General features: G+C 71.4%; 24 protein-coding genes and 1 pseudogene. 14 read left to right on the forward strand and 11 right to left on the reverse strand.

Going from position 1 to position 20,000, the window contains the following annotated elements; genetic code table 11:
• Positions 1-113: 113 nt before the first annotated feature.
• The 3 genes from QRX50_RS02690 to QRX50_RS02700 all read right to left on the reverse strand — a co-directional run bounded on the left by QRX50_RS02690 (position 114) and on the right by QRX50_RS02700 (position 2,549).
• On the reverse strand, positions 114-1,055 hold the full coding sequence (locus tag QRX50_RS02690; RefSeq protein ID WP_285974339.1) for a hydroxymethylglutaryl-CoA lyase: 942 nt from the start codon (positions 1,053-1,055) through the stop codon (positions 114-116).
• Between the two features lies 1 nt (position 1,056).
• Positions 1,057-1,650, reverse strand: coding sequence for a PH domain-containing protein (locus QRX50_RS02695; RefSeq protein ID WP_285970408.1), 594 nt, complete (start codon positions 1,648-1,650; stop codon positions 1,057-1,059).
• Between the two features lie 89 nt (positions 1,651-1,739).
• Positions 1,740-2,549 carry a biotin--[acetyl-CoA-carboxylase] ligase gene (locus QRX50_RS02700; protein WP_285970409.1) on the reverse strand — a complete coding sequence of 270 codons (810 nt, stop codon included), beginning with the start codon at positions 2,547-2,549 and terminating at the stop codon, positions 1,740-1,742.
• Positions 2,550-2,713: 164 nt separating this feature from the next.
• On the opposite strand from QRX50_RS02700, the gene QRX50_RS02705 reads away from it, so the two are divergent.
• Both QRX50_RS02705 and QRX50_RS02710 read left to right on the forward strand, forming a co-directional pair.
• On the forward strand, positions 2,714-3,790 hold the full coding sequence (locus tag QRX50_RS02705) for a C40 family peptidase (RefSeq protein WP_285970410.1): 1,077 nt from the start codon (positions 2,714-2,716) through the stop codon (positions 3,788-3,790).
• 450 nt (positions 3,791-4,240) lie between these two features.
• On the forward strand, positions 4,241-5,170 hold the full coding sequence (locus QRX50_RS02710; protein WP_285970411.1) for a hypothetical protein: 930 nt from the start codon (positions 4,241-4,243) through the stop codon (positions 5,168-5,170).
• Between the two features lie 19 nt (positions 5,171-5,189).
• Here QRX50_RS02710 and QRX50_RS02715 read toward each other — a convergent pair whose 3' ends face one another.
• From QRX50_RS02715 to QRX50_RS02725, 3 genes are all read right to left on the reverse strand, one after another.
• Positions 5,190-5,459, reverse strand: a complete 270-nt coding sequence (locus QRX50_RS02715; RefSeq protein ID WP_285970412.1) for a hypothetical protein — start codon at positions 5,457-5,459, stop codon at positions 5,190-5,192.
• Positions 5,456-5,782: a hypothetical protein gene (locus QRX50_RS02720; protein WP_285970413.1), complete on the reverse strand. Its 327-nt coding sequence runs from the start codon at positions 5,780-5,782 to the stop codon at positions 5,456-5,458. The genes QRX50_RS02715 and QRX50_RS02720 overlap by 4 nt, the downstream gene beginning before the upstream one ends.
• Before the next feature lie 80 nt (positions 5,783-5,862).
• Complete coding sequence (locus tag QRX50_RS02725) at positions 5,863-6,573, reverse strand: SDR family NAD(P)-dependent oxidoreductase (protein ID WP_285970414.1); 711 nt, start codon at positions 6,571-6,573, stop codon at positions 5,863-5,865.
• A gap of 82 nt (positions 6,574-6,655) precedes the next feature.
• On the opposite strand from QRX50_RS02725, the gene QRX50_RS02730 reads away from it, so the two are divergent.
• From QRX50_RS02730 to QRX50_RS02765, 8 genes are all read left to right on the forward strand, one after another.
• Positions 6,656-7,582, forward strand: a complete 927-nt coding sequence (locus QRX50_RS02730) for an AraC family transcriptional regulator (RefSeq protein WP_285970415.1) — start codon at positions 6,656-6,658, stop codon at positions 7,580-7,582.
• A gap of 42 nt (positions 7,583-7,624) precedes the next feature.
• A complete protein-coding gene (locus QRX50_RS02735; protein ID WP_285970416.1) occupies positions 7,625-7,774 on the forward strand; it encodes a ribbon-helix-helix domain-containing protein in 150 nt (49 codons plus the stop codon).
• Positions 7,771-8,097, forward strand: a complete 327-nt coding sequence (locus tag QRX50_RS02740; protein ID WP_285970417.1) for a VOC family protein — start codon at positions 7,771-7,773, stop codon at positions 8,095-8,097. Before QRX50_RS02735 ends, QRX50_RS02740 begins: the two co-directional genes overlap by 4 nt.
• A gap of 72 nt (positions 8,098-8,169) precedes the next feature.
• Positions 8,170-8,907 (forward strand): class I SAM-dependent methyltransferase, encoded by a 738-nt coding sequence (locus QRX50_RS02745; RefSeq protein WP_353074084.1) that lies wholly within the window; start codon positions 8,170-8,172, stop codon positions 8,905-8,907.
• 149 nt (positions 8,908-9,056) lie between these two features.
• Positions 9,057-9,923, forward strand: coding sequence for an alkaline phosphatase family protein (locus tag QRX50_RS02750; protein ID WP_285970418.1), 867 nt, complete (start codon positions 9,057-9,059; stop codon positions 9,921-9,923).
• Positions 9,924-9,989: 66 nt separating this feature from the next.
• Positions 9,990-11,219, forward strand: a complete 1,230-nt coding sequence (locus tag QRX50_RS02755) for an MFS transporter (protein ID WP_285970419.1) — start codon at positions 9,990-9,992, stop codon at positions 11,217-11,219.
• Positions 11,216-12,193 (forward strand): TolB family protein, encoded by a 978-nt coding sequence (locus QRX50_RS02760; protein WP_285970420.1) that lies wholly within the window; start codon positions 11,216-11,218, stop codon positions 12,191-12,193. The genes QRX50_RS02755 and QRX50_RS02760 overlap by 4 nt, the downstream gene beginning before the upstream one ends.
• A 68-nt stretch (positions 12,194-12,261) precedes the next feature.
• On the forward strand, positions 12,262-13,134 hold the full coding sequence (locus QRX50_RS02765) for an NBR1-Ig-like domain-containing protein (RefSeq protein WP_285970421.1): 873 nt from the start codon (positions 12,262-12,264) through the stop codon (positions 13,132-13,134).
• A gap of 161 nt (positions 13,135-13,295) precedes the next feature.
• Here QRX50_RS02765 and QRX50_RS02770 read toward each other — a convergent pair whose 3' ends face one another.
• On the reverse strand, positions 13,296-14,279 hold the full coding sequence (locus tag QRX50_RS02770; RefSeq protein WP_285970422.1) for a GlxA family transcriptional regulator: 984 nt from the start codon (positions 14,277-14,279) through the stop codon (positions 13,296-13,298).
• Positions 14,280-14,349: 70 nt separating this feature from the next.
• Here QRX50_RS02770 and QRX50_RS02775 point away from each other — a divergent pair, with 70 nt between their 5' ends.
• Positions 14,350-15,048: an NAD(P)H-dependent oxidoreductase gene (locus tag QRX50_RS02775; protein ID WP_285970423.1), complete on the forward strand. Its 699-nt coding sequence runs from the start codon at positions 14,350-14,352 to the stop codon at positions 15,046-15,048.
• Here QRX50_RS02775 and QRX50_RS02780 read toward each other — a convergent pair.
• Together QRX50_RS02780 and QRX50_RS02785 are read right to left on the reverse strand one after the other, a co-directional pair.
• A pseudogene (locus QRX50_RS02780) lies at positions 15,022-15,295 on the reverse strand (imine reductase family protein). The gene QRX50_RS02775 and the pseudogene QRX50_RS02780 sit on opposite strands and share 27 nt — an antisense overlap.
• 96 nt (positions 15,296-15,391) lie before the next feature.
• Positions 15,392-15,985 (reverse strand): flavodoxin family protein, encoded by a 594-nt coding sequence (locus tag QRX50_RS02785; RefSeq protein ID WP_285970425.1) that lies wholly within the window; start codon positions 15,983-15,985, stop codon positions 15,392-15,394.
• Between the two features lie 81 nt (positions 15,986-16,066).
• Between QRX50_RS02785 and QRX50_RS02790 the strand changes: the two genes are divergently transcribed.
• Positions 16,067-16,483, forward strand: coding sequence for a MarR family winged helix-turn-helix transcriptional regulator (locus QRX50_RS02790; protein WP_285970426.1), 417 nt, complete (start codon positions 16,067-16,069; stop codon positions 16,481-16,483).
• A 21-nt stretch (positions 16,484-16,504) separates the two neighbouring features.
• On the opposite strand, the gene QRX50_RS02795 is transcribed toward QRX50_RS02790, so the two are convergent.
• Entirely contained in the window at positions 16,505-17,311 is an 807-nt protein-coding gene (locus QRX50_RS02795; RefSeq protein WP_285970427.1) for a GNAT family N-acetyltransferase, read from the reverse strand.
• Positions 17,312-17,381: 70 nt separating this feature from the next.
• Here QRX50_RS02795 and QRX50_RS02800 point away from each other — a divergent pair, with 70 nt between their 5' ends.
• A complete protein-coding gene (locus QRX50_RS02800) occupies positions 17,382-19,016 on the forward strand; it encodes an acyl-CoA carboxylase subunit beta (protein WP_220246313.1) in 1,635 nt (544 codons plus the stop codon).
• A gap of 8 nt (positions 19,017-19,024) precedes the next feature.
• Entirely contained in the window at positions 19,025-19,240 is a 216-nt protein-coding gene (locus QRX50_RS02805; RefSeq protein ID WP_285970428.1) for an acyl-CoA carboxylase subunit epsilon, read from the forward strand.
• Between the two features lie 94 nt (positions 19,241-19,334).
• On the opposite strand, the gene QRX50_RS02810 is transcribed toward QRX50_RS02805, so the two are convergent.
• Positions 19,335-19,946, reverse strand: coding sequence for a TetR/AcrR family transcriptional regulator (locus tag QRX50_RS02810; protein WP_285970429.1), 612 nt, complete (start codon positions 19,944-19,946; stop codon positions 19,335-19,337).
• Positions 19,947-20,000 lie beyond the last annotated feature (54 nt).

Here is a 20,000-nt window from a genome sequence, read left to right on the forward strand (position 1 = left end):
GACCGGTGAGGCGGAAGAACGCGCACCAGCAGCCGCCCTGCACACCGCCCGGCCCGAAGAGCCGCTCGAACAGCGGCCACGACGTCGCGTCGAGCGGGACGAACTCGCGCACCTCAGCCGGCGAGCGCGTTCACGACCCGCGACGGAGACGGCCGGCCGAGCTGCCCGGCCATCCACACGCTCGTCTCCACGAGCTTGCCGAGGTCCACGCCGTGCTCCACGCCGAGGCCCTCCAGCAGCCACACCAGGTCCTCGGTGGCGAGATTGCCCGTGGCCGACTCCGCGTACGGGCAACCGCCGAGGCCGCCGGCCGAGGAGTCCACAGTGGACACGCCAGCGCGCAGGGCGGCTTCGGTGTTGGCCAGGGCCTGGCCGTAGGTGTCGTGGAAGTGCACGGCCAGCGCGGAAACGTCCACTCCGGACTTCTCGAACTCCTGCACCAGCCGCGTGACCTGGCCCGTGGTCGCGACGCCGATGGTGTCGCCCAGCGAAAGCTGCGAACAGCCGAAGTCGAGCAGCCGCTTGCCCGCGCGCACGACCTGCTCGGCGGGCACCACGCCTTCCCACGGGTCGCCGAAGCACATCGACAGGTAGCCGCGCACGTCCAGGCCCTCGGCGCGGGCCCGCGTGACGACCGGCTCGAACATGGCGAACTGCTCGTCGAGCGCGGAGTTCAGGTTCTTCTGCGCGAACGTCTCGGTGGCGCTGGCGAAGATCGCGATCTCGGAGACGCCGGCGTCGAGCGCGCGGTTGAGGCCGCGCTCGTTGGGCACGAGGACCGGGTAGCGCACGCCTTCTCGGCGGTCGAGGCCGGCGAGCAGCTGTTCGGCGTCGGCGAGCTGCGGCACCCACTTCGGGTGCACGAAGCTGGTCGCCTCGAGCGTGGTGAGGCCGGCGGCGGCGAGGCGGTCGAGGAACTCCAGCTTCACCTCGACGGGGACGATGGCGGACTCGTTCTGCAGGCCGTCGCGCGGACCGACCTCCCAGATCGTCACGCGCCGGGGCAGTCCTTCGGCGGGGACCCGTTCGGGCAGGCCGACTTCGCGGGCGCCCACGTCAGCGCCGCCGTCCACGTGGCGGGTGGTTCGTGGGCGGCAGCGGCTCGGTGTACTGAGCGCCACCCGGACCAGCCTGCCCGGGTGCGCCCCGGTAGTCGTCGTACGGGTTGTCGTTGACCTCGCGGTAGATCACCGTGTGCACGCGCTCGACGTGGGGGATGTCGTCGAACTTCAGCGGCTCGTCCGAGGCCGACTCGATGATCAGCGTGCCGCAGCCGAACACCCGGTCCAGCAGGCCGTGCTCGAACTGGACGCTGTTGATGCGCGACATCGGAATGTCGATGCCGGTGCGCTTCACCACGCCCTCGCGCGCGATCAGCCGGTCCGTGGTCACGATGAAGTGCGTGGTCCGCCAGCGCACCAGCGGCGCGAGGAACAGCCACACCACGAGCACGAGCGCCACCACGCCGATGGCGATCATCCCGACATTGTTCCACGGTGCCGTCGTGTCCTGCACGAGCAGGATGAGCCAGACGGCGGCCGCGATCGTGATCACGAAGGCCACGAACGGGAAGATCAGCATCTTGAAATGCGGGTGGCTGTGCACCACCACTTCCTCGTTCTGGCTGAGCAAATCGTCCGGATAGGCCACGGCGGACGCTCCCCTGGTGTGTGTCTGCGCTGGTCGATTCACCGTACCGGCGCGAGGGCGCTCGCGGCGCCCGCACACCGCGTTTTAGATCACGCTGGGCGAACGTGCACCACGTCGCCGGCGGACACGGTCACGCGGCGGCCGTCGGTGGCGTCGACCAGCAGCTGGCCCGTCGCGTCGAGGTCGGCGGCGCGGCCGGTGAGGGTGCGGCCGCCGGGCAGCTCGACCCGCACCTCCTGACCGAGGGTGGCGCAGTGGGCGCGGTAGTCGTCGAGCAGGCCCGCGGCGGTGAGGTCGCCGGACGTGGCGCGCCAGCGGCGTTCGAGGTCGTCGAGGCGGGTGAGCAGGGCGAGCGCGACTTCGGTGCGGTCCGGGTCGGTGGCGCCCTGCTCGGCGAGCGACGTCGCGGGCAGGCCGCCGGGGCCGGCCGGCACGTCTTCGCCGAGCGGCAGCACGTTGAGCCCGATGCCGAGCACGACCGCCGGGTCGCCGCCCGACACGGCCTCGGCCAGGATCCCCGCGCACTTGGCGCGGTCGGGTCCGGCCAGCACGTCGTTAGGCCATTTGAGAACGGCGTCGACCCCCAACTGGGCGGCAACCCCGCGCACGGCGAGGCCGGCCACTACCGACAGTGAGCCGAGCGCCGCGAAGGGCACGCCCGCGGGCCGCAGCGCCACGCTCAAGTACAGCCCGGCGCCCTTCGGCGAGCTCCACGAACGCGCCCGCCGGCCGACGCCCGCGGTCTGCTGATCGGCGAGCAGCACCGTGCGGTCCGCATCCCCGTTTTCCAGGGCTTCCCGCAGGTCGGCGTTGGTGGAGCCGGTGGTCTCCACCACGTCCACCCGGGCGTACCGATCGCCGAGTCCCTCGCGCAGTCGCGCTGCGTCCATGCCAGACATGTGCCCAGAATATGAGAGTCCCCCTAACGTGCAAGCGACTCGCTCGTTACGTAGAGGTGCGCTCTCCTAGATTGGACGCCGTGACGCCGCCTGACCCCGAGCACAGCGCTGTGTTCGACTCGACTGCTGTGCCCGATTCAAACGCCGTGCCGGAAGAAGGTGCCGTGCCCTCGTCTCCCGCTGCCGGCAAGGGGGCGGGCAAGTCCTGGGCGCGCGGTGCGGTCCACCGTGGACTGGTCGCGCTGCCGCTCGTGGCCGGCCTCGTCACCGCGGGCTGGCTCGTGGCCGACCGTGACCAACCCGCGCCGCAGACTCCCGTCGCGACCGCCGCCACGGCTCAGGCCGGACCGTCGGTGCTCGAGGTGAGCGCGCCCGTCGCGGCGCAGGAACCCGGGCAGGGCGCCTCCGGCGGTGGCGGCAAGACGCCGTTGCAGCAGTGGGCCGAGTCGCTGGCCGGCCCCCTCGACATCCCGGCCGACGCGCTGATCGGCTACGCCAACGGCGAGCTCGCACTGCGCTCCGAAGATCCAGGCTGCCACCTGTCGTGGGTGACGCTCGCGGGCGTCGGCGAGGCCGGCTCCGACCACGGCCGCCACGGCGACAACCCGATGGGCCTCTCGCCGGCGGCGTGGAAGAAGTACGGCGCGAAGATCCCCGGCATCGACAAGCCCGCCCTGACCGACCCCAGCTCGGCTTCGGTCGCCGCGGGCCGCGCCCTGTGCGCCGGCGGCGCCGATCTGTCCGCGGGCACGGGCTGGTGGAAGTCGATCGCCTCGTACGCGAGCAAGGACACCGAGCTGTTCCGCCAGCGCGTGCTCGGCAACGCGCAGCTCTACGCCACGCTCTCGCTCGACCCTGCGAAGGCGAACAGCCCGGCCGTGCGCGCCACCCGCTTCGCCCTCGGCCAGCTCGGCCTCCCCTACGTCTGGGGCGGCAACGGTCCCGACGCCGGCGCCGCGGGCTTCGACTGCTCCGGCCTGACGAAGGCGTCGTACGACAGCGCCGGCGTCGCGCTGCCCCGCACGGCCGACAGCCAGTTCCGCGCCCTGCCCCCGGTCACCGGCGAACCCCAGCTCGGCGACCTCGTCTTCTACGGCTCCCCCGCCACGCGCATCCACCACGTCGGCCTGTACCTGGGCAACGGCCTGATGATCAACGCGCCCACCGAGGGCCAGGCCATCCAGATCCACACCTACCACTCCCGCGGCGACGACTACGCGGGCGCGGGCCGCCCGGCCTGATCACCGTTATTTCAACCGTCTTGGCGACGGTGAGCTCGGTTAGCCTTTCGCCGTGCACAGCCAGGAATCCGGTGAACAGCTGGTCGATCTGCTCGCGCGCTACGCACGGGTGGGCGCGGACCGGACGTTCCGGAAGGACGCCGGAGTTTCCCTGCCGAGGGTGACGGACGCGACGAGGCCCGACGCGGACGTGCTGGCTGCCGCCGGTCGTCCGCACGACGCGCTGCGGCGGACCACCCACGACGACGCGGTCGCCACTCTCCGGGAGCTCGGGGCCGCGTGGGACGTCCGTGGGGCCGCGTCGGTGTGGGTTACCGGGCTGTGGTCAGCGTCGTGGGCGTGGCGCCCGGCGCTGACCGGGGTCCTCCTCGCCCGCGAGCTGCCCGAGCACGAGTCCGTTCGTATCGGGGATCGGACGTCTGCCGCGTGTGCGGGACGAAGGCGTCGCCGGTGCTCGCCCCGACGGACGCCTGGTACCGGCGGCACACCGAGGGCGCGCCGATCGACGGGGACGTGCCAGGACACGTTCTGGCTTTGGAAGAGCTGGCCGGGCAGCCGCGTCCGGTCCCGTCCGAGCACGACCGCTGGTTGCTGCGGGCGGTGCTGACCGTGCTTCGGACCTTGCCCGCCGGCAAGGGCTACGGGGCTGCTCGCACGGAGCTCAAGCGCCACCGGCTGCTGGACACGACCTCGGTCCACGCCTACGGCAGCGTGCTCGAGGAGCTCGCGCTCGTCGGCGTGGTGGCCACCGCGGACCACCCCGGGTTGGTGCGGCGCTGGTCGGACTACGTCGAGCGGGACCAGCGGCCGAACGACCGGATCGAGGTCCAGGGACCGCTGGCGTGGTGGCGATCGTCGGAGGGGCTGCGCGAGGACGTCGTGCGCGAGGTGTTCGCGGACTTCGACACCGGCGACGTGGATCTCGACGCGCCGCGCCCGGCGGCGGGCTCGACGATCGCAGCCGCCGTCGGAAAACGGGTCCGGGAGCTGGCCCGCACGGGCACGGTTGCGCGATCGGTCGGCACGGAACCGGCCGCGGCGGGCGACGTGTACGCCATGCGGGTCGCCGCCGACCGGTGGGTGACCTTGTACGTCTGGTCGGTCGACGCGACGGGCTCCCGGCCCTACGCGGAGGTCGAGTTCCTGGCCGGGCTGTTCCCGGAGCTCCCGGCCCCCGCGGCACTGTCGGGCCGGGTCCAGCCCCGCCGCGCCAAGCGGTGGCGATACCGCGCGCACTCCCTGGAGAAGGCGCCGAACACCCGGCGCGTCGCCCAGGGAGTGCCCGGCCCGGAGGCCGAGGGGCCGCCGCCCGACCGATCGGCCGCCGGGAACGCGAAGGACCTGCGCCTGCGCCGCCGCGTGTTCCCCGAACTGGGCTGAGCACCCGGTTTGGGGCCGCTCAACCGAAGACGAGCCGCTTTCCCGGATTGCCGGGCTCGATCAGCTCGAACTTCAGGCTCAGATCGGTGTGCCTCAGGAGCTCCACTTGCTGGGTGAACGGCTCACTCGTGGCGTAGCCGGTCTTCTCGAGCTTCCACTCGTCCCTGAACCACGCGCGCAGCGCCGCGAGAAGGCGTCCGTCCATACCCTTCTCCATTTCGGGCAGCCGGACCCAGAAGAAGACGACCGCGTCGAGGTCCGCCCACTCGTCGTCCCCGACGGGAATCACCGTCGACTTCGCGAGGAACGTGGCGGTCGGGGGAAAACGTAGACGCAGCCCACGCACCTGGTGCCGGCCGGGTCGAGCACCGTGTAGTTGAACGCACGGTGCGCGGCATGGCGTTCTTCCATGTCGACGACGTCTATCCGGTTCTCCTCCACCGTGAACTCGTCCTCGGGCCACGTCGACTGCCGCCACAACCGCAGGGGCTCCCGCGTTTCCATCACGGCGGCGTAGTCCTTCTCCGTGTCACCGACCACGATCGGCCGCAAGAAGAACTCGTCGGTCTTCAGCTCCGGGGGAACCGGTTCGGTCGAATCGGTGAATGGCACGTCCGGCTCCTTCGACGAGTTTCCCTGGCACCGATCACCGTACGACGGCGCTCAACCGAGTTACGGCGGCCGGAACCGCGTCACCAGTCGGAAGGGACCAGCAGCTCCTGCGGTTTGCGGTCGGCGTGCATGGTCCACAGCAGCTCCGCCAGGTCGGCCGGCTCGGCGGCGGGGAAGGCGTTTTCCGGCCGGCCCGACGCGCGGTAGCGGTCGTCGAACGGCGTGCCGGTGATGCGGGCGCCGATGTGGAGCTGACCGACGATCACGCCCTGGTCGGCGACCTCCGCGGCCAGCGACTGGAGGTAGTTGCGTTGCGCGGCCAGCAGTGGCCCCCAGCCGCTCATGTGGGGCCGGCCGCGGACGGCGGCGGCGCCCTGTGCGGTGAGGATCGCGCCGTCGCCGCGAGCGAGCATGGCGGGGAGGAACTCCGCGACGACGGCGATGAGGGTGTCGAGGGCCAGCGGCAGCACGGCGTGCAGCCGGGCGGAGGTGAGGGACGCCGCGGAGGTGAAGTCCGGGTCGCCGGGTGAAGGGGCGTAGTAGACGACGTCGGGGTCGCCGACCAGCGTGCGGATCCGCGTGGCGAGAGCGGGGATCGAAGCGGTTTCGGACAGATCGGCGGTGAGCACGTGGGCGGTGCTGCCGTCGGCCGTCAGCACGGCGGCGAACTCCTCCAGCGGAGTCCGGCGGCGCGCGATGAGGACGACGTCGTAACCCGCCTTTCCGTAGCGGCGGGCGATGGCGCGCCCGACTCCCGGGCCGGCTCCGAACACGACTAGCGACTTGGTCATGGTGACCAGCCAACTCCCCCGAAGCCAGACCATCCATGGTCGACGGTCCAGGATTCCTTTGCGATCGTCTACCGTCGTGGTCATGGACGTGCTCACCGACCTCCTGCACCGCGCCCGCGCGAGGACCGCGCTGGTGCGCCAGCTGGTCCAGCGCCCGCCGTGGTCGGTCGCCTACGCCGAAGCGCCCGCGCTCACCGTGATGGCCACACTCGGCGGTCCCGCGTCGATCCGGGTCGGCCGCGAGCCGGTGCGCCTCGAAGCCGGCGACATCGCGCTGGTCACCAGCCGCGACTACACGATCGCCGACGACCCGGGCACGGCCGAGCAGGTCACGATCCGCGGCAACCGCAAGTACCTGCCCAGCGGGGAACCGACGACGGAGCACTGGTTTCTCGCCCCGCGCACGTATGGCGACGGGCTGCCCGGTGCGCCCGTGATGCTCCGGGCCGCTTACGAACTCCACGGCGAGGTCAGCGACCGGCTCCTCGCCCTCCTGCCGGAGCTGGCCGTGGTGCCGGCGGGACCACGCACCGGCGCGACGCTCGACCTGCTCGCCGCCGAGGTCTCCCGCGACGAACCGGGCCAGGACGCCGCGCTCAACCGGCTGCTGGATCTGGTGCTGGTGCAGGCATTGCGGGCCTGGTGCGCCGAGTCTCCGACCCCGCCGTCGTGGTACCGCGCGCTGGCCGACCCGGGCGTCGGCGAAGCGCTGCGGCTGCTGCACGGCGATCCAGCGCACCGGTGGACGGTCGGTGAACTGGCCGCCAAAGTCGGCTTGTCGAGAGCCGCGTTCGCCGCTCGGTTCGCGACGCTCGTCGGCGAGCCGCCGCTGACCTACCTCACCGGCTGGCGCATGACGCTGGCCGCGGATCTGTTGCGGGACACGGAAAATCCCATTGCCCAAGTCGCCCGCGAGACCGGTTACACCGACGCGTTCGCGTTCAGCGTGGCGTTCAAGCGCGCCCGTGGCGTCAGCCCGTCCGATTGGCGGCGAACCGTTGCCGGCTAGCTTGCTAGCTTGCTAGCTTGCTAGCTTGCTAGCTTCGTGAGCGTGAGCGACGAGGACGTGAAGCAGTTCAACGTGTACCTGCCGGTCAGCCTGATCAAGCAGGTGAAGATCCGCGCGATCGAGACGGGCTCGTCGCTGTCCGCGCTGGTCGCAGAAGCGCTGCGCGAATACCTCGGACAGGAGGGCGAATGACCACCGAAGGCATCGAGGCCGTGTTCCTCGAAACGCACAACTGGGGCAAGGCCGCGAAGTTCCTCCAGTCGCTGGGGTTCAAGCTGGAGTTCGAGACCGACCACCACTCCGGGCAGTTCCGCGGCAAGCAGGGGGCGTCCGTGTTCATCGCCGAGGTGGCGCAGACGCAGGAGACGCGCACGCGGCTCGTGCTCAAGGCGCCCGGCGCGGCCGAACCGGGCCCGGACGTCGAGGTCGTGACCCCGTACGAACCCACGCACTACGGCACGGAAGAGATGACCGTGCGCGATCCCGACGGTCGCTTGTGGACGCTGCAAGCATGAGTGTCGACAACACCGCGCTGCGCACCGCGTTGTGGCGCGCTCTGCATCTCGAGGTGGGACGCCGCGCCGCACGTGTTCAAGGACCGTGTCGGCCTGGAGCTCGCGGCACCCGACGAGGGCTGGCGGCAACGACCGGACATGGACCCCTTTGCCACACAAGGGTTCCGGGCGAGCATGGTCGCGCGGGCCCGGTTCGTCGAGGAGCTGGTGCTCGAACGAAACGCGAGCCAGTACGTGATCCTCGGTGCCGGCCTCGACTCGTTCGCCCAGCGTCACCCCGGGGAGACCACCGTCTTCGAGATCGACCAACCCGGCACCCAGGCGTGGAAACGCGAGCGCCTGCGAGCCCTCGGCTACCCACTGCCGACGCTGGTGCCCGTCGACTTCGAATCCGGCCGGTCGTGGCCCGCCGAGCTGACGGCCGCCGGCTTCGACTCGACGCAACCCGCGGTGTTCGCGTCCACGGGCGTGAGCATGTACCTGTCGAAGGCCACCACGACAGAAACCCTGCGCGCCGTCGCCGGCCTGGCGAAGGGCACGACGCTGGCCATGACCTTCCTCCTACCCCCGGAGCTGCTCGACACCACCGACCGTCCCGGCCTGCGCGCGAGCCAGGACGGCGCGAAAGCCGCCGGCACCCCGTTCGTCAGCTTCTACCGTCCGGAGGAAATGCTGGCGGCGGCCCGGGACGCGGGGTTCGCCGACGTCCGCCACGTCTCCGGAACCGCCCTGGCCGAGCGGTACTTCGCCGGCCGCGCGGACGGCTTGCGGCCGTCCACCGGAGAGGACTTCCTGGTCGCCACGGTCTGAAGCGGCCATCCGCGCGCCAAGTGGACGAATGCGCTACTCCACCCCCTTGTTGTTCATTTTCCGACCACACACCGGACCCCAACCGGGCACGTGCCGGCCCGCTGGCGTCCCCATCATGAGTCGCCCTTCCCCCCGACCCAGGAGGACTCATGATCCGCAAGCGGATCGTGGCCGCGCTCGCCGCGGCGACGCTGGCCGCAGCCGGCGTGGTGACGGCTGCCGTCACGAACACCGCCGAACCGGACGTGGCGCCCGCCGCCGCGGCCGTGCCGGCGTTCGACCACATCGTGCTGGTGATGTTCGAGAACAAGAAGGCCTCGTCCATCACCTCATCGGCCGCCCCGTACTTCACTTCCCTGGCCAGCCAGGGCGCGAAGTTCACCAGCTCCTTCGCCATCACCCACCCGAGCCAGCCCAACTACGTCGCCCTGTTCTCCGGCGCCACCCAGGGCGTCACGAGCGACTCCTGCCCCGCCAACCTCGGCAGCAAGGCCAACCTCGGCCAGCAGCTGATCGGCGCCGGCAAGACGTTCAAGGGTTACTCGGAGTCCATGCCGTCCGACGGCTACACCGGCTGCGTCAGCGGCAACTACCAGCGCAAGCACAACAGCTGGGTGGACTTCTCGAACGTCCCGGCGGCCAGCAACGTCCGCTACTCCAGCTTCCCCACCGACTACACGAAGCTGCCCACCGTTTCGTTCGTGACGCCGAACATGTGCAGCGACATGCACGACTGCTCGATCGGCACGGGTGACACCTGGCTCAAGAGCCACCTCGACTCGTACGCGCAGTGGGCCAAGACGCACAACAGCCTGCTGATCGTCACGTTCGACGAGGACAGCGGCACCTCGGTCAACCAGATCTACACCACGTTCACCGGTGCCCACGTGAAGCCGGGCAGCTACTCCGAATCCATCAACCACTACACGGTCCTGCGCACCATCGAGGCCTCCTACGGCCTGCCGGGGATCGCGGGCGCGGCGAGCAAGTCGCCGATCCTCGACGCCTGGCAGTGATCCCTCCGCGGGCGCGTCCACTGTAGACACAGTGGGCGCGCCCGCGGCTCCAGAAGGGCGCGTGGCGTGTACCTCTCCACCATCGGCCGCAGCGAGCACAAGGTCTCCCGAGGGAAGATCGCCGCGAACGTGCTCGCGCTCGGCACCGTCAGCCTCGTCACGGACATCTCCTCGGAGATGGTCACGGCGGTGCTGCCCATCTACCTCGTCCTCAGCCTGCACCTGAGCCCCGCGATCTACGGCCTCGTCGACGGCCTCTACACCGGCGCGACGGCGCTGTTGCGGCTCGTCGGCGGCTACCTCGCCGACCGCGTGAGCCGGCGCAAGACCATCGCCGGGATCGGCTACGCGATCTCGGCCCTCGCGAAGCTGGGCCTCGTCGCGGCCGGCGCGTCGGCGGGTGCGATCGGCGCGGTGATCACCGCCGACCGCACCGGCAAGGGCCTGCGCACGGCTCCGCGCGACGCGCTGATCACCTTGTCGGCGCCGCAGGACATGCTCGGGCGCGCGTTCGGCGTGCACCGCGCGATGGACAGCGCCGGTGCGTTCGCGGGACCGCTCGTGGCGCTGGGCGTGCTCGCGCTGGTCGGCGCTTCGAGCACCGACGCGTTCGACGCCGTGTTCGTCACCAGCTTCTGCATCGCGGCGATCGGCGTGCTGCTGCTGATCCTCTTCGTGCGGGACCACCGCACGCCGCGCCCGGCCACGGGCACGGTGTCCCCTCGTGCGGCGGCAGCGTTGCTGAAGTCCGCGCCGGTGCGGCGGCTGCTGATCGCCGCCTGCGTGCTCGGCACGGCGACCATCGGCGACGGCTTCGTCTACCTGCTGCTGCAACGCCGCGAGGACATCGGCACGGGCTGGTTCCCGCTGCTGGCCGTGGGCACGAACCTCGCCTACCTCGTGCTAGCGGCGCCGCTGGGCGCGCTGGCCGACCGGTTCGGGCGGCTGCCGGTGGTGCTCTGCGGTTACGGCGCGCTGGTCGTGGTGTATCTGCTGCTGGCCGGGCCCGTGTCGGGCTGGCCGCTCGTGGTGGTGTCGCTCGCGCTCTACGGCGCGTTCTACGCGGCCACCGACGGCGTGCTGATGGCACTGGCGGGACCGGTGCTGCCGGAAGCCCTGCGCACCACGGGCATCTCGCTCATCCAGACCGGCCAGGCCGTGGCGTACTTCGTCTCGTCCGCGCTGTTCGGGCTGGCGTGGCAGGTGTGGGGCATCGGGCCGTCGATGGCCGTGGCGGCGGGCGCGGCCGTGCTCGCGATCGTGGTGACGTTCGGACTCCTTCGGAAGGTGCGATGAAAACGCGGATCTTGGTGGCGGTGGCGGGCGTCGTGGTGCTGATCGCCGCGGCGGCGGTGTACGTCGGGATGGCGGCGGCGCGCAACCGCGACGTCGCGGCCACCGGCACGGTGTCCCTGGCTCCCGGCCCGCGGTTGCTGGTGCGCAGCACGGCCGACGCCTCGCGCGGCCACGTCGTCACGGTGTCTTCGACGGATCCGGGCGGCCCGCGCGCGGTGTCGCCGGTGACGTGCGCGCGCGTCTACGCCGCCGCGGGCACCGGCCTGTGTCTGCGCCAGGACGGCGACCTGACCACGTACCAGCTGGCCGTGCTCGACTCCGGGCTCACGTCGAAGCGCGAGATCCCGCTGGTCGGCCTGCCCAACCGCGCGCGCGTCTCGCCGAGCGGCAACTTGGTGGCGTGGACGGTGTTCGTCACCGGCGACTCCTACAACGGCGGCGTGTTCTCCACCCGCGCCGGCATCCTCGACACGCGCACGGGCGAGCTCGCGCCGTCGCTGGAGGACTTCGCGGTGACGCTCGACGGCAAGCCCTACCAGGCCGTGGACCTCAACTTCTGGGGCGTCACCTTCACCCGCGACGACCACACCTTCTACGCCACGATGTCCACCGCCGGACACCGCTACCTGGTCCGCGGCGACTTCCGGGCGCACACGATCGGGTCGATCCGGGAGAACGTGGAGTGCCCCTCGCTGTCGCCGGACAGCACGCGCATCGCGTTCAAGTCGGCCATCGACGACGACCCGGCGAAGGGCTGGCGCCTCTCGGTGCTCGACCTCGCGTCGGGCCGCGTGACGCCGCTGGCCGAGAGCCGCAGCGTCGACGATCAGGCCGCGTGGCTCGACGAGCACTCGGTCGCGTACGCGATCCCACGCGGCACTCAGCACTCGGACGTCTGGACGGTGCCGGCCGACGGCAGCGGCGTGCCGCGCGTGCTGGTGCCGGACGCGGAGTCGCCGGCCGCGCTGGGCTGATCGTCGCCGGGGCCCCGACGAGTGTCAGACTTGTCCTCCCACAGCGGATCTGACACCCAGGGAGAGCGATGAGCGCGGAGCCGGACCCGGCCGACGTGCTTGCCGCGGAGCTGGCCGCGCTGCGCGCGAGCGCCGGCAACCCGTCGTTCCGCAAGATGGCCGAGCGCTCCGGCTGCATCTCCCACACCACCTTGCACGAGGCGGTGAAGGGCACGCGGTTCCCGTCGTGGGAGACCACTCGGGAGTTCGTGAAGGCGTGCGGCGCGGACGAAGAGCCGTGGCGGGCGAGGTGGGTGGAGCTCAAGGGCGTGCCACCGGTGCCGGAACCCGTCGCGGTGGCTCAACCCGACGCGGTGGCCGAGCCGGGTCCGGCCGAGGCGACTCCGGCTGAGGCGAGTCCGACCGAGCCGGATGCTGCCGAACCGGGCGTCGAAGGTGTCCGCCTCGCCCCGCCGCCGCGCAAGCGCTCGGCCCGGCGGAACGCGCTGGTCGTCGGCGCTGCCGTGGTCGCCGTGCTCGCCGCGGTGGCCGCGTTTGTCATCCCCGGCAAGCTGGGCACTCCGGCGGGCGACGCGAGCGCCCGTATCCCCGGCGACAACACCAAGTTCATCGCCGACGTCACGGTGCCGGACGGCACGCCGGTGCACGCCGGCGTGACCGTGCAGAAGGTGTGGGAGGTCGAGAACGCGGGTTCGGTGCCGTGGCACCAGCGCTACCTGCAGCGCATGGACCTGCCGCCCGCGCCGGGCACTTGCCGCACGCCCGACCGGGTACTGATCGGCGACACCGCGCCCGGCGAGCACGTGATGATCAGCGTGCCGGTGAGCGCGCCGGACGCGCCGGGCCGCTGCTGGATCGGCTGGAAGATGGTCGACGCGGCGGGCACGGAGTTCTTCACGACGAAGCGTCCGGTGTACGTGCTGGTGACCGTCGTCCCCTGACGCTGTCAGATTCTGTAAGACCTGGTCGGGTTGGTACCGAACACCCCCGCTCCCACCGGAAAATGGATCGCAGCGAAGGCGTCCCTCCCCCGTCTTCGACGGATTCTGGGGGTCGGTCCGTGGGGTGGCCCGGGCGAAGGGTGCCCCACGGACCGCCGATTTCACGCCGTGCGGCGGAACGTGCTCCGGTAGGCGCTGGGCGACACCCCGAGCGCGCTCTGCAGGTGCTGGCGCAGTGAAGCCGCCGTGCCGAAGCCACAGTCGGTCGCGATGCGGTCGATCGGCAGGTCCGTCTCCTCCAGCAGCTGCCGCGCGCGTTCCACCCGCTGCTGCGTGAGCCACTGCAGCGCCGAGATCCCGACCTCCTCGCGGAAGCGCCGCGTGAACGTGCGCACGCTCATCGCCTCCTTCGACGCCAGGTCGCGCAGCGTCAGCGGCCGATCGAGGTGCTCCAGCGCCCACGCTCGCGCGGCACCCGTCGACGCGGTCTGCGGCTCGGGCACCGGGCGGCGGATGAATTGCGCCTGCCCGCCCTCGCGGTGCGGCGACACGACGGTGCCGCGCGCGACCTCGTTGGCCACGGCCGCGCCGAAGTCTCGCCGGATCAGGTGCAGGCAGAGGTCGATGCCGGATGCGACGCCGGCGGAGGTGAAGACGTTGCCGTCCTCGGTGTAGAGCACGTCGGGGTCCAGCTTCACCCGCGGGTACTCCAGCTGGAACTCGCACGCCGAGCGCCAGTGCGTGGTCGCGCGGCGGCCGTCGAGCAGGCCCGCGGCCGCGAGCACGAAGGCGCCGGTGCAGATCGACGCGATGCGAGCGTCGGGGCGGATGCGGTCGATGGCGCCGGCCAGCGCCGGCGGGTACTCGCGGCCGGTGGGCTCGTACTCCAGCGACGACGCCGGGACCACCACCGTGTCGGCCTCGGCGATCGCCTCCGGCCCCGCGGCGACGGGGATGACGATGTCGGAGTCGGTGCGGACGTCGCCGGGCTCGGGCGTGCACGTGACCACCTCGTAGAGCGGCTCACCCTCGGCCGAGCGCGCCTGGCCGAACAGGCGGTGCACGATGCCGAGCTCCATCACGAGCATGCCGTGGCGCACGAGCACCGCCACGTGGTGCCTTTCCGGGTGCCGGAAAACGGACATGGCCCGATTCTTGCACAGGTTGTCCATCGGGCCACTTTTTCCGGGTCGGCCCGCGCGCGACCCTGGCGACATGAACGTCCTCTGGCTCTTCGCCCACCCCGACTCGCACTCCCTCGGCGGCGCGCTGCGCGACGAGGGCCTGGCGACGCTGCGCGCCCTCGGCCACGACGTGCGCGAGTCGGACCTGTACGCCATGCACTGGAACCCGGTCGTCGACGAGATCGCCGCGGTCCCGGACGACGTCCGCGCCGAACAGGCCAAGCTGACCTGGGCCGATGCCGTGGTCTTCCAGTTCCCGCTCTGGTGGTACGGCACACCCGCCATGCTGAAAGGCTGGTTCGACCGCGTCTTCGTGCAGGGCTACGCCTACGACGTCCGAGACGAAGACGGCCGCACCCTCCGCTACGGCGAAGGCGCGCTGGCCGGCAAACGCGCGCTGGTCGTGGTCACCACCGGCTCGCCCGCCCCGGCGCTGGGCCCGCGTGGCGTGAACGGCCCGCTGCCCGACCTGCTGTTCGGGCTACAGCACGGCACGCTCTTCTACACCGGCATGTCGGTGCTGCCGCCCTTCGCCGTGTACGACGCGGATCGGATGACGCCGTGCGCCTTCGCGTCGGCCGCGTCGGCGCTGCGCTCGCGCTTGCGGGATCTCGCGACGGCTTCCCCGTTGCCGTTCCGCCCCCAGAACGGCGGCGACTACGGCCGTGACCATGTACTTCGGCCCGAAGTGGCACCCGGCCGCTCAGGCCTGGACGTGCACCTCGGCTGAGGGCTGCCGGATCACCTCGACGACGCTGGCGACGCCGTGCGCCCCGTGTCCCCGGGCCACCGCCCGGTCGAACAGCTCGCGCACCGCCGCCGGCACGGTTGCGTCGAGGCCCCGTGAAGCCTCGACGAGGTGCGCCGGCCCGCGCGCATTGATGTCCACAGAGGACACTTCCGTGCGGTAGCCCCCCGCCGCCCTCGCCACCGACCAGCGCCAACGCGTGCAGGTAACCGGCCATGGTGGTCCACATGATGCCGAGCAGCGCCAGATCGTAGGCCGCGGGTAGCCCGGCGTCGGCGCCGAGGAACGTCGGCGCGGCTACTTTTCGGCGGCGCCGAGACCGCGTTCACGGCGCACCGGGAGCTGCTCGAAGTCCAGGTACAACTGCGGTCTCGACGCGGGCGAAGAACCCCTCGGCCGACTTCATGGCCGCGTCGTCGGCGAGTACGTCGCCGGGCCTGCTGCCGTTGCCCATCAGCGCACCGCCCCAGCGCATGCCCAGGTACGCGGCGGTCTTCTCCAACGTGCCCACCAGCGGGTCGGCCTGCTCGCGCCCCTCACTCAGCACGCTGACGCCCCACAGTGTCTTGCCCTTCATCCGCGCCTTGAACTCCGCCCCCGGCACCCGCATCCACCCCGACCAGTAGTCCAGGTACAGCTTCACGCTCGCCGCCACCGAGTACCAGTACACCGGCGAGGCGATCACCAGGTCCGTGGCCGCGAACGTCGCGTCCATCAGCACCTTCTCGTTGCCCGCCGGCTCCGGGTGCTCGCCGAAGCCGTGCCGCCGGTCTTCGAACGCGGGCAGCGGCACCTCCGGCAGCCGGATCCACACTTGCTCGTGCTGCCGGGGGACCTCCCTCGCGGCGCGTCGGGCCAGCATCTCGGTGTTGCCCCCGGCGCGTGCGGCCGCCACCAGGAACAGGAAGCTCCGATCCATCACGATCTCTCCCCAGTCAGTTATATGCATGTGCATTCAAATGTTGTCACTGCATGTACTCTGACGTCAAGGGGAGGACCGATGAGCAACGACGAAGACTCGTGGGGCCGGCTGCTCCAGCTCCACACCCGGGTCGAGCAGGAGCTGGCAAAAGCCTTGCAACGCAAGCACGGCATCGGGTTGTCCGAGTACCGCGCGCTTGGCAAGCTGGCGGCCGCGCCCAAGGGCGAGCTGCGGATGCAGGAGCTGGCCGAGGCTGTAGGGCTGAACCAGAGCTCGGTGAGCCGCATGGTCGCGCGGCTGGAGGAGCGGGGCCTGAGCGTTCGCGATCTCTGCGAAGACGACCGCCGGGGCGTCTACTCCGTGATCACCGAGGCAGGCCGCGCTCGGCACGCCGAGGTCGAGACGACCTACCGCACCACCCTCACGGCCGCGCTCGACAAGGCGGGCGCCGACCCGGCGCTGGCGGCCGCGATCGCGTCGGTCCGAACCGCCTGACTCGGGCCCGCCTCGGGAAACTCAGCCCAGCGCGCGGTTGTACGGCGCGAACCGCCGCGCCGCTTCGCCCGGCAGCGGCCGGCCGCCGTGGACCAGGCGTGGTGCCGGGCCGATCGGCAGCAGGCCCGACGCGCGGCACCACTCGGAGAGGCCGGGCTGGGCGAGGTCCACGTCCACTCGGATCCGCCCGCCGGCCGCCCGCGCGATGCCGCGGATCAACGCCCGGGCCTGCTCCTCGTCCGGCGCGACCACCGGGCCGATCACCGTTACCCCGTCCAGCACCGTGCCGAACGCGAAGCCGTCGTCGGTCACGTGGACGTGCTCGGCCTCGAACAGCAGCCGGTCCAGCAGCGCCTCCCGGGTGAAGCCCTGCGCGCCGGCGTCGAGCGAATACACCCGGGCCACGTCGGACGGAGTGATCGGCCGCGAAGCCGGACCACCGTCGTCGGCGAGCACGCCGATGTGGCCTTCGCAGCCGCCGTCGGCCACGAAGCCGAGGGACTCGTAGAGCCGTAGCCCGAAGTCGCTCGCGTGCAGGAACACCGTGGCGTCGCCGGCGGCCTCGACCGCGTGCGCGGTCACCCGGCTGCCCAGGCCCTGGCGTTCGTACCGGGAAGCGACCACCACCATGGAGATCGACGCGACCGGTCCCGTCTCGACCAGGATCGAGGTGGCGGCGAGCCCGCCGTCGGGCGCGTCGATGCCGAAGCCTTGGCCGACGTCGAGCAGGATCGACCACTTGCGGTGCTCCCGCGGCCAGTCGCGGTCGGCTCCGAGGTCGAGGCAGGCGGACAGGTCGACGGGCCCGAGCGGGCGGACGGGAAGCACGCCGCCAGCCTATGCCCGGGGAGGCGTACGCCACACGCGAAGCGACCTGACGGTAGCTAAGCTCCGCTTCATGAGCAGTGCGACGCAGCCGCTCGGGACTCCACCCGAGGAAGAACCGGACATCCACACCACGGCCGGCAAGCTCGCGGACCTCTACCGCCGCTACGACGAGGCCGTGCACGCCGGATCCGAGCGTGCCATCGAGAAGCAGCACGCCAAGGGCAAGAAAACGGCCCGCGAGCGCATCGACCTGCTGCTCGACGAGGGTTCGTTCGTCGAGCTCGACGAGCTGGCGCGCCACCGCTCCACGAACTTCGGGCTGGAGAAGAACCGCCCGTACGGCGACGGCGTGGTGTCGGGCTACGGCACCGTCAACGGGCGGCCCGTGTGCGTGTTCTCCCAGGACGTCACGGTCTTCGGCGGCGCGCTCGGCGAGGTCTACGGCGAGAAGATCGTGAAGGTCATGGACCTCGCGATCAAAACCGGCTGCCCGATCATCGGCATGAACGAGGGCGGTGGCGCGCGCATCCAGGAAGGCGTGGTCTCCCTCGGCCTCTACGCCGAGATCTTCCGCCGCAACACCCATGCGTCGGGCGTGATCCCGCAGATCTCGCTGATCATGGGCGCCAACGCCGGCGGGCACGTCTACTCCCCCGCGCTCACCGACTTCGTGGTGATGGTCGACGAGACGTCGCAGATGTTCATCACCGGCCCGGACGTCGTCAAGACCGTGACGGGCGAGGACGTGACCTTCGAGGAGCTCGGCGGCGCGCGCACGCACAACACCAAGTCCGGCGTCGCGCACTACCTGGGCTCCGACGACGAGGACGCGATCGCCTACGTCAAGGAACTGCTGTCGTACCTGCCGCAGAACAACCTTTCCGAGCCGCCGGCCTTCGAGCCGGGTGAGCCCGCCGGGTTCTTCGACGACGTGACCGACACCGACCGCGAGCTCGACACGATCATCCCCGACTCGCCGAACACGCCGTACGACATGCACGAGGTCGTCACCCGCGTGCTCGACGACGGCGAATTCCTCGAGGTCCACGAGCTCTTCGCGCCCAACATCCTCGTGGGCTTCGGCCGCGTCGACGGGCAGAGCGTGGGCGTGGTCGCGAACCAGCCGACGCAGTTCGCCGGCTGCCTCGACATCGCCGCGTCGGAGAAAGCCGCGCGGTTCGTGCGCACGTGCGACGCGTTCAACATCCCCGTGCTCACCTTCGTGGACGTGCCCGGTTTCCTGCCCGGCACCGACCAGGAGTGGAACGGCATCATCCGCCGCGGCGCGAAGCTGATCTACGCCTACGCGGAGGCCACGGTCCCGCTGGTCACGGTGATCACGCGCAAGGCCTACGGCGGCGCGTACGACGTGATGGGCTCCAAGCACCTCGGCGCCGACGTCAACCTGGCCTGGCCGACCGCGCAGGTCGCGGTGATGGGCGCCCAAGGCGCGGCGAACATCGTGCACCGCAAGACACTCGCGGCCGCCGCGGCCGAGGGGCGCGACGTGGACGCGCTGCGCGCCGAGCTGATCCAGGAGTACGAGGACACGCTGCTGAACCCGTACGCCGCCGCCGAGCGCGGGTACGTCGACTCGGTGATCGTGCCGGCGCACACGCGCGGCCACATCACGAAGGCGTTGGCGCTGCTGAAGACCAAGCGCGAAACGCTGCCACCCAAGAAGCACGGCAACATCCCCCTGTGAGGTCTCCCGTGAGCGATCGCCCTCTGCTCCGCGTCGTCCGCGGCAACCCGGACGACGCCGAACTCGCGGCCCTCACCGCCGTCGTCGCAGCGGTGGCGGCCGCTTCGGGTGGCTCGCCCGCGCCCCAACGCCGCACGTCGTGGTGGAACGACCGCGCGACCCGGCTGAGCACGACGCCGCACCCGGGCGACGGCGCGTGGCCGGCTTCGGCGCTGCCGCGCTGACCCAAGCCGCCCCAATGTGGCGTTCGGTGCGCCCAACGCACCCAATGCGGCGTTCGGTGCGTTCAGCGCAACCAACGCCGCATTGGGGCAGGCGTCAGATGCCGGCGCAGGCGTTCACGACGCGGTCGGCCAGGGCGTCGGTGAACTCGCGTGTGACGGGCGCGCCGGTGACCAGTACGCGGTAGTGGACGGGCCCGATGGCCTGCTCCACCAGGCTGTCGAGCTCGGTGTCGGCGGGGAGCTCGCCGCGGGCGACCGCGCGTTCGAACGGCAGCCGGTCGCGTTCGTGCTGCCCGTGGATCTGCTCCGCACGCAGCCGCGCGGCCAGCTCCGGGTCGTGCTGTGCCTGGCCGATGAGCGCACGGAACACCGCGCCGGCGTCGGCCGTGGTCAGGAAGGTCGCGACGGCCGCGAGGTGCTCCCGCAGGTCGCGGCGCAGGTCGCCGTGGTCGGGCGGCACGAGCTCCTCGGCGAGGTCGTCGCCGAGCGCGTCCAGCAGAATGTCCACTTTGGACGGCCACCAGCGGTAGATCGTCTGCTTCGCCACGCCCGCGGCGGCCGCGATCCGCTCGATCGTGAGCCCGGCGAAACCGTGTTCCACCAGCAGGTCGTCGGCAGCCTCCAGCACGGCGCGGCGTGCGTCCTCGCTGCGGCCGTAGCGGTTCCCGTGGTGCCGGCGCGTGTCCGGTGCAGTGGTGTTTCCCACCTCGGCGAGCCTAATCGGCTTCTAGACAAGACGCAACGTCGCGTCTAGCGTAGG

It is taken from the genome of Amycolatopsis sp. 2-15, assembly GCF_030285625.1.
GTDB classification, from domain to species: Bacteria; Actinomycetota; Actinomycetes; order Mycobacteriales; family Pseudonocardiaceae; genus Amycolatopsis; species Amycolatopsis carbonis.

Excerpts from the sequence above, each read along its gene's own strand:
- QRX50_RS02800 (WP_220246313.1), top strand. The coding sequence starts at position 17,382 with ATGAGCAGTGCGACGCAGCCGCTCGGGACTCCACCCGAGGAAGAACCG.
- QRX50_RS02725 (WP_285970414.1), bottom strand. The coding sequence starts at position 6,573 with ATGACCAAGTCGCTAGTCGTGTTCGGAGCCGGCCCGGGAGTCGGGCGC.
- QRX50_RS02760 (WP_285970420.1), top strand. The coding sequence starts at position 11,216 with ATGAAAACGCGGATCTTGGTGGCGGTGGCGGGCGTCGTGGTGCTGATC.
- QRX50_RS02730 (WP_285970415.1), top strand. The coding sequence starts at position 6,656 with ATGGACGTGCTCACCGACCTCCTGCACCGCGCCCGCGCGAGGACCGCG.
- QRX50_RS02700 (WP_285970409.1), bottom strand. The coding sequence starts at position 2,549 with ATGTCTGGCATGGACGCAGCGCGACTGCGCGAGGGACTCGGCGATCGG.
- QRX50_RS02775 (WP_285970423.1), top strand. The coding sequence starts at position 14,350 with ATGAACGTCCTCTGGCTCTTCGCCCACCCCGACTCGCACTCCCTCGGC.
- QRX50_RS02750 (WP_285970418.1), top strand. The coding sequence starts at position 9,057 with ATGATCCGCAAGCGGATCGTGGCCGCGCTCGCCGCGGCGACGCTGGCC.
- QRX50_RS02790 (WP_285970426.1), top strand. The coding sequence starts at position 16,067 with ATGAGCAACGACGAAGACTCGTGGGGCCGGCTGCTCCAGCTCCACACC.
- QRX50_RS02785 (WP_285970425.1), bottom strand. The coding sequence starts at position 15,985 with ATGGATCGGAGCTTCCTGTTCCTGGTGGCGGCCGCACGCGCCGGGGGC.
- QRX50_RS02770 (WP_285970422.1), bottom strand. The coding sequence starts at position 14,279 with ATGTCCGTTTTCCGGCACCCGGAAAGGCACCACGTGGCGGTGCTCGTG.
- QRX50_RS02740 (WP_285970417.1), top strand. The coding sequence starts at position 7,771 with ATGACCACCGAAGGCATCGAGGCCGTGTTCCTCGAAACGCACAACTGG.
- QRX50_RS02765 (WP_285970421.1), top strand. The coding sequence starts at position 12,262 with ATGAGCGCGGAGCCGGACCCGGCCGACGTGCTTGCCGCGGAGCTGGCC.